A 15,203-nucleotide genomic window follows, 5' to 3' on the forward strand; every position below is an offset into this window, starting at 1 on the left:
TGGAGTTGAGATATTATTGAAATACATTAGTTTATTAGGTGCAACAGGTTCAATCGGACAACAAACACTAGATGTTATTTTTGAACATCAAAATGAGTTTAAATTAGTAGCAATGTCTGTCGGAAAAAATATCGACCTTGCTAGGAAAATAATTTCCATACATAGTCCTGAGTTAGTATCTACTCAAGATAAATCTGGTTATGAAATATTAAAAGCAGAATTTACAAATATTAAATTTACATATGGAAATGAAGGGTTAACTGAAGTAGCTATTTATGAAAAATCAGAGGTACTTGTCAACGCAATACTTGGAAGTGTCGGTTTATTCCCGACTTTGCAAGCGATAGAAGCAAAGAAAACAATTGCCATCGCTAATAAAGAGACGCTTGTTACAGCAGGTCATCTAGTAATGGAGGCTGCGAAGAGAAATAATGTATCTTTATTACCGGTTGATAGCGAACACTCCGCTATTTTTCAAGCCCTACAAGGTGAAAATAGCAAAAATATTGAGCGACTAATTATTACAGCTTCTGGCGGAAGCTTTCGCGATAAGAGTCGAGATGAACTAGTAAATGTAACAGTCAAAGAAGCACTTAATCATCCTAATTGGTCAATGGGAGCAAAAATAACCATTGACTCTGCTACGATGATGAATAAAGGTTTAGAAGTCATTGAGGCCCATTGGCTCTTTTCTATCCCTTATGAACAAATATCTGTCTTACAGCATAAGGAAAGTATTATACATTCTATGATTGAATTCCATGATAGTAGTATAATGGCGCAGTTAGGTACACCTGATATGAGAGTTCCCATTCAATATGCTTTAACTTACCCTGATCGCTTGCCTTTACCTACTTCAAAACGTTTAAATTTAGCAGAAATTGCAACTCTTCATTTTAAGGAAATGGATTTCAATCGTTTTCGTTGTCTTGCATTTGCTTATGAAGCAGGTAAAAAAGGTGGAACGTTACCTACTGTATTAAATGCTGCAAATGAAGTAGCAGTTGCAAGATTTTTAACTGGAAAAATAAAATTCCTTGAGATCGAAGAGTTGATTGAAAAAGCACTTATTGCTCATGATAATATGTCAAACCCGAGTCTTGCGACTATTCAAGAGGTTGATACAGAAACGAGACAGTTTGTTAACAAACTTTTATAAAGAAATGCGGAAGCGCCTGTTTAGCCCTGACAAGTAAAAGACGCTCCCAGGAAAAAGGCGTCTTTTGCCTTTATTCTGGGAGTGGCTTTTGACCTCGAAGTCGATAAAAGCGCGACGTCCTGTCGCAGTGTCGACACTTGTACATTCTGTACATCGGCAAGGACGCTTGCGCTGAACAATTTTCGAAGTAAGAATGGTTTTCTTATCTTCCAGAAAAGGTGGTTTTTTTAGTTGAGTACTGTGATAGCCTTTATCGTTATATTCGGTGCGCTTGTTTTTTTTCATGAATTAGGTCATTTTGTATTTGCGAAAAGAGCAGGGATCCTATGTCGTGAGTTTGCTATTGGATTTGGGCCAAAGATTCTTTCTTTTAAAAAGGGCGAAACGATATATACCGTTCGTCTTTTACCAATCGGTGGTTTTGTCAGAATGGCTGGGGAAGATCCTGAAACCGTTGAGCTTAAGCCAGGCTTTCGTGTTGGACTAGTTTTAAATAATGGTTTAGTGGACAAAATCATTTTAAATAACAAAGAAAAATATCCAAATGCTAGAATTGTTGAAGTTGAAAATGCTGATTTAGATCATAAGCTTGTCATTAATGGATTTCCAGAAGATGATCCAGAAGTAATGACCGCCTTTCAAATAAGTCCTACAGCCGTATGTGTAGAAGATGGAGTGGAAACTCAAATTGCCCCTTTTAATCGGCAATTTGGTTCGAAAACATTAGGGCAAAGAACAATGGCCATCTTTGCAGGTCCAATGATGAACTTCATTCTTGCCTTCGTTACCTTTCTCATTATTGCTCTTTTTCAAGGAGTACCTGCTAATGATCCTGTTTTAGGAAATTTAACAGACGATGGTGCAGCAAAGATAGCTGGTCTTCATGAAGGGGATGTTGTAGAAACGATTGATGGTGCGGAAATTTCTACATGGTCAGATGTTGTGGAAATTATTCGCCAAAACCCTAGTAAAGAACTTGTTTTTTCAATTGATCGAAAAGGTGATTCAATGGAAATCCCTGTTACACCTAAAGAGGCAGAGTCTGAAGGGAAAAAAATTGGGATTATTGGTGTATATAGCCCAGTTGAGAAATCACCTCTTCAGGCAATTTCATATGGTTTTGAACAAACGTATTTTTGGACAAAAGAGATTTTTGTTATGCTAGGAAAATTAGTTACAGGTCAATTTTCGATTAATATGCTATCTGGACCAGTAGGCATTTATGTTTCTACGGATACAGTAGCAAAATCAGGGATATTTAATTTAATGAGATGGGGAGCCATTCTAAGTATTAATTTAGGAATAATGAACTTATTACCACTTCCAGCACTTGATGGAGGACGACTCATGTTTTTTGGTGTTGAAGCGTTGAGAGGTAAACCAATTGACCGGCAAAAAGAAGGAATGGTACATTTCATTGGATTTGCTTTATTAATGCTATTAATGCTAGTCGTGACATGGAATGATATCCAACGATTCTTCTTATAAAGTTTTTAAAAAAGTATATATCTGAGTGCCATTTGTTTATATAAAGGCACTCTTTTTTAATGTCAAAAATACCTATTATTGTGAGCTACTGAAATAAAAAAAGAATGAATTTATATGATATAATTACTCATATCTTTTCAAAAAAATGTAGAACTTTGTAATAAATTATATAAATATTCAAGAGTGATAGGGGAGAGTGAAAAATTGAGCAATCTTGACTCTAAAAAAAGAGAGAGCTTTCACATACTATTGCAGCAAATACGTTTGACGGATGATATATTTGTTCAGCATTTTCACGCTGCACAAATTGAAAAAGTAATAGTGGATAAAGAAAAAAAGTCTTGGCATTTTCATTTTAGCTTTGTAAATATTTTACCGTTTTCTATTTATCAACAATTCACAAATCAATTAGAAAAATCATTTGCCCATATTGCAAGAGTCTCCTATACCATTGATGTATCGAATCAGCAGTTTTCAAATGAACTAATTATAGATTACTGGAAAAATTGTATTCGAGAAATTGATGGGATATCCCCTCCGCTTTTAAAACTTTTAAATGAGCAAATTCCTAAAATTCACGGTTTACGATTAATAATTACTGTTAGGAATGATGCCGAGGGCTTAGCGCTAAAACGAAAATATGCTGAATTCATATCAAATATTTATCAAGCTTATGGATTCCCACCACTTGTTATTGATACAGAAATAAATAGTGGTGATGGAGCTAGTGAAGAATACCAGCAATTTTTAGAAGCGAAGCAAAAAGAAGATGAAGAAAGAGCTTTATTAGCAATGGTTGAAATGCAGAAGAAGGAAACAGAGCAGGAAAACGGTACTGCTCAAGATGAAGGACCTGTTTCAATTGGTTTAACGATTAAAGATGATTCTGAACATAAAAGACTTGATGAAATCGTGGATGAAGAACGTCGTGTAGTTGTTGAAGGATATGTATTTGATGCAGAAACGAAGGAACTTCGAAGCGGTCGAACATTATTAACCTTTAAAATTACTGATTATACAAGCTCAATAATGGTAAAAATGTTTTCCCGCGATAAAGAGGACGCTGCTGCCTATCAAAGAGTCAAAAAAGGTATGTGGTTAAAAGTTCGAGGAAGTGTTCAAAACGATACTTTTGTACGTGATTTAGTCATGATTGGCAATGATATAAATGAAATTAAGGGACCACAAAAGAAAGATACAGCTGAAGGTGAAAAACGAGTAGAACTTCACTTGCATACTCCTATGAGCCAGATGGATGCGGTTACTTCTGTTAGTGCGTTAATTTCACAGGCTAAGAAATGGGGACATAAAGCAATTGCTGTAACAGATCATGCTGTTCTTCAATCATTTCCAGAAGCATATGGAGCGGGGAAAAAGAACGATATTAAGATTTTATACGGTGTTGAAGCAAATTTAATTGATGATGGTGTTCCTATTGCGTACAATGATGCACATCGCCTATTAGCAACAGATACGTATGTTGTATTTGACGTTGAAACAACCGGTCTTTCAGCTGTATACGATAAAATAATTGAATTAGCAGCAGTAAAAATCCGAGAAGGTGAAATTATTGATCGATTTGAAGCTTTTGCGAATCCACATCACCGGTTGTCTGCTACTACAATTAATCTAACAGGAATAACCGATGATATGGTTGAAAATGCACCGGAAATTGAAGAAGTTTTACAAAAGTTTCATGATTGGACTGGGGATTCTGTATTTGTTGCCCACAATGCATCCTTCGATATGGGATTTTTAAATCTTGGGTATAAGCGAATGGGCTATGAAAAAGTAAAGAATCCAGTCATTGATACTTTAGAATTAGCTAGGTACCTATATCCAGAGTTTAAAAATCATCGTTTAAATACATTAGCAAAAAAGTTTGATATCGAATTAACTCAACATCACAGAGCCATTTATGATGCTGAAGCTACAGGATATTTATTAACGAAAATGCTAAAGGATGCACTTGAAAAGGGAATTGAATATCATGATCAATTAAATGACAATATGGGTCAAGGGAACGCTTACCAGAGAGCAAGACCGTATCATTGCACTTTATTAGCCCAAAATGAAGTCGGTTTAAAAAATCTATTTAAACTTGTATCGATTTCCCAGCTTCAATATTTTTACAGAGTACCTCGTATTCCTCGATCTGTTTTACAGAAGCATCGCGAAGGCATTTTAGTTGGATCAGGATGTGATAAGGGAGAAGTTTTTGAGGGAATGATGCAAAAAGGTCCAGATGAAGTAGAGGATCTCGCTCGTTTTTATGATTATATTGAAGTTTTTCCAAAGCCTGTCTATGCACATTTAATCGAAATGGAGTTAGTGAGAGACAATAGAGCACTTGAGGATATTATAAAAAATATTATCCAACTTGGTGAGAAGCTTGAAATTCCTGTTGTCGCGACTGGAAATGTACATTATTTAAAAGAAACAGATAAAATTCATCGAAAAATTCTAGTTAATTCGCAAGGTGGAGCCAATCCTTTAAATCGTCACCAATTGCCTGATGTCCATTTCAGGACAACGAACGAAATGTTGGACGAATTTTCTTTCTTAGGAACTGAAAAAGCTAAAGAGATCGTTGTAACAAATACAAATAAGATTGCCGATATGATTGATTCAATTAAGCCAATAAAAGATGACTTATATACGCCAAAAATTGAAGGGGCAGATGATGAAGTTCGCGAGATGAGCTATGCGCGGGCTAAAAGCATTTATGGCGATACATTGCCTGAAATTGTTGAAGCACGGCTTGAAAAAGAATTAAAAAGTATCATCGGACATGGTTTTGCTGTTATTTATTTAATTTCACATAAGTTGGTTAAAAAATCATTAGATGACGGCTACCTAGTAGGTTCGCGTGGATCCGTCGGTTCTTCATTAGTTGCAACGATGCAGGAAATTACCGAGGTCAATCCATTACCACCACATTATGTTTGCCCAAGTTGTAAACACTCCGAATTTTTTAATGATGGTTCTGTTGGATCTGGTTTTGACCTTCCGGATAAAGATTGTCCAAATTGTGGGGACCATTATAAAAAAGACGGGCATGATATTCCTTTCGAAACCTTTTTAGGATTCAAAGGGGATAAGGTTCCAGACATTGATTTGAATTTTTCCGGAGAGTACCAGCCAAGGGCACATAACTATACGAAAGTTTTGTTCGGTGAAGATAATGTGTTCCGTGCAGGTACAATAGGAACGGTGGCAGATAAAACAGCTTATGGTTATGTGAAGGCGTATCAACAAGAAAATAATCTTCAATTACGTGGTGCTGAAATTGATCGTCTCGCTTCAGGCTGTACAGGAGTTAAAAGGACGACTGGTCAACATCCAGGTGGTATTATTGTTGTCCCTGATTATATGGATATTTATGATTTTTCACCAATCCAATATCCTGCGGACGATAGTTCATCTGATTGGAAAACAACACATTTTGATTTTCATTCGATTCATGATAATTTATTGAAGCTAGATATATTAGGTCACGATGATCCGACGGTTATTCGTATGCTTCAGGATTTAAGTGGCATTGATCCTAAGACAATTCCTACCGATGATCCAGAGGTAATGAAAATTTTTAGCGGTACAGAGTCACTTGGAGTAACTGAAGAGCAAATTATGTGTAAAACAGGAACATTAGGTATACCAGAGTTCGGAACTCGATTTGTTCGACAAATGTTAGAAGATACAAAGCCAACAACGTTTTCTGAGTTGGTTCAGATTTCAGGACTTTCCCATGGGACTGATGTTTGGCTCGGCAATGCACAAGAACTAATCCACAATAATATATGTAATCTTAGTGAAGTTATTGGTTGCCGTGACGATATAATGGTTTATTTAATTTATCAAGGTCTAGATCCAGCTTTTGCCTTTAAAATCATGGAATCCGTTCGTAAAGGTAAGGGCCTCTCTGACGATATGGAAGAAGAAATGCGGAAAAACAATGTACCAGAATGGTATATTGATTCATGTAAGAAGATCAAATACATGTTCCCTAAGGCGCATGCGGCAGCTTATGTTCTAATGGCTGTAAGAATTGCATACTTTAAAGTGCACCACCCACTTCTTTATTACGCAGCATATTTTACGGTTCGTGCAGAAGATTTTGATATTGAAGCGATGGTAAAAGGATCGCATTCGATTAGAGCGAAAATGGATGAAATTAATGCTAAAGGATTAGATGCTTCTACAAAGGAAAAAAACTTATTAACTGTTTTAGAATTAGCTTTAGAAATGAATGAAAGAGGCTTTTCCTTTAAAAAAGTGGACCTTTATAAATCGAGTGCAAATGAGTTTATTATTGATGGGGATTCGCTCATTCCACCTTTTAATTCGATTCCTGGATTAGGTACTAATGCCGCCTTTAACATTGTAAAAGCACGTCAAGAAGGAGAATTTTTATCTAAAGAAGATCTCCAACAAAGAGGAAAAGTGTCAAAAACCATTCTTGAATTTTTGGACAACCACGGTTGCCTAGAATCATTACCTGAACAAAACCAGCTTTCTTTGTTTTAACAGCCTTGCGCTTTTGGTTTTTGTCCAGCACCAAGCGCCATCTGCTAGAGGTCAAAAGTCAATCCGTCATGAAGATTAAAGTACAACCTTCACGTCGGCTCGTCTTTTGCTTGTCGCCGCTAAACAGCCGCTTTGCGCTTTTCGTTGTTGTCTAGCTCCAGCGGCTAGCCCCTCGAGGTCAAAAGCTAATTCCAGAAGAAAGGCAAAGAACGCCTTTTTCTGGAATCATCTTTTGCTTGTCGGGGCTGATCGAACCGCTACCGCTTTTCGTTGTTTGCATTAAAAATCTGGTTATGTTATAGTTTTATTGGAAATACTACGTATAAACTAAGCAAGACACAACAAGAGTGGGGAAACCCACTCTTTCGTCTTGTGTACTTGTATTTTTTGGAAAAATCAAAAGTGGAATGTCAGGTCCAAAGGAGGTAAAAAATGAGCAAAGTTACCGAGGTAGTTACGGAACTAGTCACCCCAATTGTAACGGATGCTGGGCTTGAATTAGTCGATATCGAATATGTAAAAGAAGGAAGAGACTGGTTTCTTCGAATATTCATTGATAAAGACTCTGGTGTCGATATCGAAGAATGCGGCTTAATAAGTGAAAAATTAAGTGAAAAATTAGATGAACTTGATCCTATTCCACATAATTATTTTCTTGAGGTCTCTTCGCCGGGTGCAGAGCGTCCCCTTAAAAAAGAGAAGGATTATGAAAATGCAATAGGAAAAAATGTATTTATCAAAACATATGAACCTATCGAAGGTGAAAAAACATTCGAAGGTACTCTAATATTTTTCGACGGTCAATTCGTGAAAATTGAAATGAAAATAAAAACTAGAAAAAAAATCATCGAGATTCCGTATGAAAAAATTGCGAATGCTCGTTTAGCGGTTACATTCTAACAATATATTTTAAAAAGAAGCTCAAAGAAAGATGATGTGTGATAAAAGGGGGATACAAATCTCATGAGCAGTGAATTACTGGATGCTCTTATGATTTTGGAAAAAGAGAAAGGGATTTCTCGTGATGTCTTAATTGAAGCTATTGAAGCAGCTTTAGTTTCTGCGTATCGTCGAAACTTTAACCAAGCTCAAAATGTGAGAATAGATTTAAACCTTGGTTCCGGAACGATGCGTGTATTTGCAAGAAAAGAAGTGGTTGAAGAAGTCTTTGACCCGAGACTTGAAATATCAATTGAAGATGCTACAAGGATTAATCCAAATTATCGGGTAGAAGATATTGTTGAGCTTGAAGTAACACCGAAGGATTTTGGTCGTATTGCTGCACAAACTGCCAAACAAGTTGTTACACAAAGAGTACGTGAAGCTGAGCGTGGAATTATTTATTCGGAGTTTATTGATCGTGAAGAAGATATTATGACCGGTATCGTTCAACGTCTTGATTCTAAATTTATCTATGTAAGCTTAGGGAAAATTGAAGCATTACTTCCTATAAACGAACAAATGCCAAATGAACGTTATAAACCTCATGATCGTATCAAGGTTTTTATTACGAAAGTAGAAAAAACGACCAAAGGTCCACAAATATTTGTATCCAGAACACATCCGGGTTTATTAAAAAGATTGTTCGAAATTGAAGTTCCCGAGATATACGATGGTACTGTAGAAATAAAATCAGTTGCTCGTGAAGCGGGAGACCGTTCGAAAATATCTGTACATTCAGTAAATGATGAAATTGACCCAGTTGGAGCTTGTGTTGGTCCTAAAGGAGCACGTGTTCAAGCCATTGTTAATGAGCTTAAGGGCGAAAAAATTGATATTGTGAAATGGTCAGAGGACCCTGTTGTGTTTGTTGCTAATGCATTAAGCCCTTCAAAAGTACTTGATGTAATCGTAAATGAAAATGATAAAGCAACAACTGTAGTAGTTCCTGATTATCAATTGTCATTAGCCATTGGAAAACGTGGTCAAAATGCACGCCTAGCTGCAAAACTAACGAACTGGAAAATTGATATTAAATCAGAAACAGATGCTAGGACAGCTGGAATTTATCCTCGTGAGGAATCATTCAACCTGTTTGGTGACGATGAAGATGAGCTTGATTTTGAATATCAAGAAGAAAACGATTTTTAAAGAGGTGAATGATGATGAACAAAGGAAAAAAAGTTCCTATGAGAAAATGTGTAGCTACTGGTGAAATGAAACCGAAAAAAGAACTTGTTCGCATCGTTCGCTCGCAAGAAGGTATTGTTAGTATTGACTTGACAGGAAAGAAATCTGGTCGAGGTGCATATTTATCTAAAGAAATTGAAGCTATTCTTTTAGCAAAAAAGAAAAATATTCTATCTAATCATTTACAGGTGACAATAGAGAATTCAATCTACGATGAACTAATAGAAATGATTGAGAAGGAGAAACGACAATCCTAATGAACTCAAATCAATGGATGTCATTGCTTGGCTTGGCCAATCGGGCGCGAAAAATTATTTCAGGTGAAGAGCTTGCCGTTAAAGAAATTCGAAGTGGTAGAGCTAAACTGATTTTGCTAGCAGCAGACGCATCACAAAATACAACGAAGAAAATTTCCGATAAATGTAATTTTTATAATATCCCCTTGAAGATGGTTGAAAACCGGGAACTATTGGGTCAGGCTATTGGGAAGGAAGCTCGAGTCGTTGTTGCAATTCTTGATAGTGGTTTTGCTGGAAAACTGGTAACGTTGCTCGATTAATTTTAGCGGGGGTGAAAATATGAGTAAAATACGTGTTTATGAGTACGCCAAAAAACACAATGTTTCAAGCAAAGATGTTATTCATAAATTAAAGGGAATGAATATAGAGGTTTCAAATCATATGGCCACAATTGAAAATGATACATTGAAAAAACTCGATAGCCTTTACATAAAAAAAGAAGAGGGCAATCAATCTGTAAAACCACAGCAAAAAGAAATGAATAATAAACCTCAAAATAAGCCACAACAACAGGTGAAGACAGTGGGACAAGAAAAACCTAAAGCAAAAGCTATTATAGAAGACGATGATAAAAATGTTGATCCAACAAAAGTAAAAGTTAAATCTGCTCCTAAAAATCTAGAAGGTAAGAAGCATGATTCTCAATACCAATCAAAAGAGAATAAAGCATTTAATAAACCAAATACTAACAACAATAATAATAAAAACCGAAAACCGGGACAACAAAATAAAAGGCATCAGCCTGCTCAGCAAACTCAGCAGCAACAACCTAAAAAGCAAAAAGAGCTCCCAACTAAAATCACTTTTAGTGAATCATTAACAGTTGCTGAATTAGCTAAAAAACTACATCGCGAGCCATCAGAAATCATTAAGAAATTATTTTTACTAGGAATAATGGCAACAATTAATCAATCGTTAGATAAAGATGCGATCGAATTAATTGCTGGTGAATATGGTGTCGAAGTAGAAGAGGAAATCAAAATTGATATTACGGATTTGGAAAACTATTTTGTTGAAGAAGAGGGAGCAAACCTTATTGAACGTCCTGCAGTCGTTACGATTATGGGTCACGTTGACCACGGAAAAACGACCCTTTTGGATTCTATTCGTAATACTAAAGTTACCGAAGGCGAAGCAGGCGGGATTACCCAGCATATCGGTGCGTATCAAGTCGTTGAAAAAGATAAAAAGATTACTTTCTTAGATACTCCAGGTCACGCCGCTTTTACAACGATGCGTGCACGTGGTGCAAGAATTACTGATATAACGATACTAGTAGTTGCTGCCGATGATGGTGTGAAGCCCCAAACAATCGAGGCGATAAGCCATGCGAAGGCTGCAGAGGTACCAATTATTGTTGCTGTTAATAAAATGGATAAACCAGCAGCAAACCCTGACAAAGTAATGCAAGAACTATCTGATCATGGATTAGTTCCTGAAGCTTGGGGTGGAGAAACTATTTTTGTTCCAATTTCAGCAAAAAAAGGTGAAGGTATTGATAATCTTTTAGAAATGATATTGCTTGTTGCTGAAGTGGAAGAATATAAGGCAAATCCGAATCGAAATGCAGTTGGAACCGTTATTGAGGCACAACTTGATAAGGGCCGTGGTTCCGTAGCTACGTTGTTAGTGCAAAATGGAACTCTTAAAATTGGAGATCCAATTGTAGTTGGTAATACTTTTGGTCGTGTTCGTGCAATGGTCAACGATCTTGGGCGACGTGTGAAGGAAGCAGGTCCATCTACACCAGTTGAAATAACAGGATTAAGTGATGTTCCACAAGCTGGAGATCGTTTTGCTGTTTTAAATGATGAGAAGACAGCACGTCAAATAGGTGAAACTCGTGCACAGCAAGCATTAATTGCACAACGTGGAGAAAAATCCCGAGTGACACTGGAAACATTGTTTGAACAAATGAAACAAGGGGAAATGAAGGATTTAAACTTGATTGTTAAAGCTGATGTACAAGGTTCGGCTGAAGCATTAAGTGCATCCCTACAAAAAATTAATGTCGAAGGTGTTAACATTAGAATTATCCATTCGGCAGCTGGAGCAATCACTGAATCAGATATCACCCTAGCAGCAGCATCTAATGCAATCGTTATTGGTTTTAATGTACGTCCTGATGTAAATGCGAAACGCGCAGCTGAAGCTGAAAGTGTTGACATTCGTCTACATCGAATTATCTATAAAGTTATGGAAGAAATTGAAGCAGCTATGAAGGGAATGCTTGACCCAGAATTTGCTGAGAAAATCATCGGGCAAGCAGAGGTTCGCCAAACCTTTAAAGTGTCTAAAGTGGGAACCATTGCAGGCTCTTACGTAACAGATGGTAAAATTACACGAAACAGTGGAATTCGATTAATCCGTGATGGCGTTGTTATTTTTGAAGGTGTAATTGATGATTTAAAACGCTTTAAAGATGATGCAAAAGAAGTGAGTCAAGGATATGAATGTGGTATTACCATTAAAAACTTTAACGATGTTAAAGAAGGGGATATCATTGAAGCGTATATTATGGAAGAGATAGAACGTAAATAATATTCGTATATCATCACCGACTTAGAATGGTTTTAATTACGAGGTGAACAACTAATGAGTCATAGAGCTAACCGTGTTGGAGAACAGATGAAGAAAGAACTAAGTGATATTATTGGACGAAAAATAAAAGACCCACGTATTGGTTTTGTTACCGTTACTGATGTCCAAGTATCAGGAGATCTCCAACAAGCAAAGGTATATATCTCTGTTTTAGGCGATGAAGAGCAAAGAGAAAATACATTAAAGGGATTAGCAAAAGCAAAAGGCTTTATTCGTACCGAAGTGGGACAGCGAATACGTCTTCGTAAAACCCCTGAAATTATTTTCGAATGGGATGAATCGATTGATTATGGAAATCGGATAAATACCATTCTTCATCAGCTTCAAGAGGATAGCGGAAAAGATAATCAAGATGAATAGTGAACAATAGGGGGCTGTCCCAAACGGAATGATCACAGGTTCCATTTGGGTCAGTCCCTATTTGTATTAAAGATTTGGAGGTAAGATATATGGAAGGAATCCTACCACTATTTAAACCAGCAGGATTAACATCGCATGATTGCGTATTTAAAATTCGTAAAATACTTAAAACGAAAAAAGTTGGACATACTGGAACTCTGGATCCAGATGTAACAGGAGTTTTACCAATCTGTATTGGTAAAGCAACAAAGATTGCAGAATATATAACTGATGCGGGAAAAGCTTATGAAGGTGAAGTGACGTTAGGTTTTTCTACGACGACAGAAGATGCGTCAGGAGAAGTTGTCGAAAGTAAGAGTATTGATAGAACAATTTCGCGGGATGAAATTGTAAAAGTTTTAAATACATTTCAAGGAGAAATAGAACAAACGCCTCCAATGTTTTCGGCTGTCAAAATAAATGGAAAAAGACTATATGAGTATGCAAGACAAGGAATAGAAGTAGAAAGACCAACTCGCAAAGTAACGATATACTCAATTGAATTGCTAGACGAACGAGATCATTTTACAGGAAATACGATTTCTTTTCGGTTTCGAGTCAGCTGTAGCAAAGGTACCTATATACGTACATTAGCCGTCATGATTGGTGAACTTTTAGGATTTCCAGCACATATGTCAAAATTAATTCGTATCCAATCTGCCTCATTTGCGCTTAATGATTGTTTTACATTAGAAGAAATTGAACAGCATATGAAAAACGGTGAAATAGAAAAGATTTTATTCCCGATTGAGGCTGGAATTTCTCATTTGCCGAAAATAAAAATTAGTGATACAGTAGCAGAGAAAGTTAAGAATGGGTCATTAATGCCTATTTCAGACGAATTAACAAATATAGACGGTCCTATTATTGTAGAACGACAAAATGGGGAAGCTATCGCTATTTATACAAAACATCCTAGCAAACCAGATTTGTTAAAGCCTATGAAAGTTCTTAGAAACGAAAGCTAATAAAGGTACTGTTATATAGAAAAGGTGAGTTTCGTGGAAGTAATAAAATTACAACATCCCCATCAAATCTCACAAATGCCACCACTCTCAGTGGCGCTTGGATTTTTCGATGGCGTTCATCTCGGGCATCAAAGAGTCATATTAGAAGCGAAAAATGAAGCAAATAAATTAGGAATCAAAAGTGGTGTTATGACTTTTGATCCGCATCCTTCCGTTGTGTTAGGAAAAAGCGAGAAACATGTGGAATATATAAGCCCAATTGAGGATAAAATTCAAATCATTCAAGATTTGGGTATCGATTATCTGATTATTGTCCGCTTTTCATTAGAATTTTCTCATTTACTTCCTCAAGAATTTATCGATCAATACGTGATTGGACTTAATATTAAACATGTTGTCGCCGGCTTTGATTATTCTTATGGAAAAATGGGAAAGGGGACAATGGAGACCATCCCATTTCACTCAAGAGATAGATTTACATACACGGTTATTTCAAAGCTTTCAATTGAAGGTGAGAAAATCAGTTCTACTTTGATTCGCAAGCTTATTACAAACGGAGATACTGACAAGTTACCGAGCCTTCTAGGTAGATATTATCAAACTTCTGGTAAAGTGATTCATGGTGACAAACGTGGGAGAACCATTGGCTTTCCTACAGCAAATATTGATTTATCAGGGGAATATTTACTCCCCCCAATAGGTGTATATGCGGTTAGATTGAAGGTTGAAAATACATGGTTTGATGGAGTATGCAATATTGGATATAAACCTACTTTTAAGAAGGAGAACCATCATAAACCTTCGATTGAAGTGCACATTTTCAATTTTGACAAAGAGATTTATGGATTTTTTGTAACCATTGAATGGCATAAATATATTCGCAAAGAACAAAAATTTAATGGAATTGATGAATTAGTTGCCCAAATACAATTGGACAAGGAACATGCAATGGAACATCTCGAAAAAATATCGGTTAGTTAAAGTAGTAAGGATTGCTTGCATTTTGTCAAAAAAAGTAGTATTCTTAATAACGTATTAATAAATGAACCTTTGCTTGGCAAGTCGAATCACCGACGCTTGCTCGGTAACTGGGGATTTGAAAAATTTTAGGAGGTGAATAGGATGGCAATCACTCAAGAGCGTAAAAATGAACTTATCAATGAGTTCAAAACTCATGAGAGCGATACTGGATCTGCAGAAGTTCAAATCGCTGTCCTTACAGAATCAATCAATAATTTAAATGAGCATTTACGTACTCATAAGAAAGACCACCACTCTCGTCGCGGTCTTTTGAAAATGGTAGGTAAACGTCGTAACCTTTTAACTTACCTGCGTAACAAAGACGTTCAACGTTACCGTGAGTTAATCAATAAACTTGGATTACGTCGATAAGTCAAAAAAAGCGGGATTTTTTCCCGCTTTTTTAGTGCTTAAAAGAAAATACATATACATAATGATTTAAGTGTTTAAGGAATTGGTCATACTATTATTGGATATTGTTTAAGTTTTTTTACATTACCAATCGGCGATTTCAAATACTTTTACTTAATTATAGAAAATATGATGTGAAAATATGAAGAGTAACTGAAATTTTTGCTACCTTTATATGATGTGATAGAGAGGGGTATAGAG

Annotated in this window: 12 protein-coding genes; all 12 read left to right on the forward strand. The window is 36.3% G+C overall.

The window, feature by feature from the left end:
* The first annotated feature begins 16 nt into the window (after positions 1–16).
* Complete coding sequence (locus tag ACFSO7_RS06090; protein ID WP_377876241.1) at positions 17–1,159, forward strand: 1-deoxy-D-xylulose-5-phosphate reductoisomerase; 1,143 nt, start codon at positions 17–19, stop codon at positions 1,157–1,159.
* Between the two features lie 231 nt (positions 1,160–1,390).
* Positions 1,391–2,647, forward strand: coding sequence for an RIP metalloprotease RseP (rseP, locus tag ACFSO7_RS06095; protein ID WP_377876243.1), 1,257 nt, complete (start codon positions 1,391–1,393; stop codon positions 2,645–2,647).
* Between the two features lie 204 nt (positions 2,648–2,851).
* Positions 2,852–7,174, forward strand: coding sequence for a PolC-type DNA polymerase III (locus ACFSO7_RS06100; protein ID WP_377876245.1), 4,323 nt, complete (start codon positions 2,852–2,854; stop codon positions 7,172–7,174).
* Positions 7,175–7,606: 432 nt separating this feature from the next.
* The gene (gene rimP / locus ACFSO7_RS06105; protein WP_377876247.1) at positions 7,607–8,074 is read left to right on the forward strand and encodes a ribosome maturation factor RimP; all 468 of its coding nucleotides are present in this window, start codon (positions 7,607–7,609) and stop codon (positions 8,072–8,074) included.
* 63 nt (positions 8,075–8,137) lie between these two features.
* Positions 8,138–9,265, forward strand: a complete 1,128-nt coding sequence (nusA, locus tag ACFSO7_RS06110) for a transcription termination factor NusA (RefSeq protein ID WP_377876249.1) — start codon at positions 8,138–8,140, stop codon at positions 9,263–9,265.
* A 14-nt stretch (positions 9,266–9,279) separates the two neighbouring features.
* Entirely contained in the window at positions 9,280–9,561 is a 282-nt protein-coding gene (gene rnpM, locus ACFSO7_RS06115) for an RNase P modulator RnpM (protein ID WP_377876251.1), read from the forward strand.
* Positions 9,561–9,863: a YlxQ family RNA-binding protein gene (locus tag ACFSO7_RS06120; protein ID WP_377876253.1), complete on the forward strand. Its 303-nt coding sequence runs from the start codon at positions 9,561–9,563 to the stop codon at positions 9,861–9,863. The genes rnpM and ACFSO7_RS06120 overlap by 1 nt, the downstream gene beginning before the upstream one ends.
* Positions 9,864–9,882: 19 nt before the next feature.
* The gene (infB, locus tag ACFSO7_RS06125) at positions 9,883–12,144 is read left to right on the forward strand and encodes a translation initiation factor IF-2 (RefSeq protein WP_377876255.1); all 2,262 of its coding nucleotides are present in this window, start codon (positions 9,883–9,885) and stop codon (positions 12,142–12,144) included.
* A 54-nt stretch (positions 12,145–12,198) separates the two neighbouring features.
* Positions 12,199–12,564, forward strand: a complete 366-nt coding sequence (rbfA, locus tag ACFSO7_RS06130; protein ID WP_377876256.1) for a 30S ribosome-binding factor RbfA — start codon at positions 12,199–12,201, stop codon at positions 12,562–12,564.
* Positions 12,565–12,653: 89 nt separating this feature from the next.
* On the forward strand, positions 12,654–13,571 hold the full coding sequence (gene truB / locus ACFSO7_RS06135) for a tRNA pseudouridine(55) synthase TruB (RefSeq protein WP_377876258.1): 918 nt from the start codon (positions 12,654–12,656) through the stop codon (positions 13,569–13,571).
* Between the two features lie 33 nt (positions 13,572–13,604).
* The gene (gene ribF / locus ACFSO7_RS06140) at positions 13,605–14,552 is read left to right on the forward strand and encodes a bifunctional riboflavin kinase/FAD synthetase (protein WP_377876259.1); all 948 of its coding nucleotides are present in this window, start codon (positions 13,605–13,607) and stop codon (positions 14,550–14,552) included.
* Between the two features lie 141 nt (positions 14,553–14,693).
* Positions 14,694–14,963 (forward strand): 30S ribosomal protein S15, encoded by a 270-nt coding sequence (gene rpsO / locus ACFSO7_RS06145; RefSeq protein ID WP_377876261.1) that lies wholly within the window; start codon positions 14,694–14,696, stop codon positions 14,961–14,963.
* Positions 14,964–15,203 lie beyond the last annotated feature (240 nt).

Source organism: Bacillus sp. CGMCC 1.16607 (assembly GCF_042683745.1).
In the GTDB taxonomy this organism is placed as follows: domain Bacteria; phylum Bacillota; class Bacilli; order Bacillales; family Cytobacillaceae; genus Pseudoneobacillus.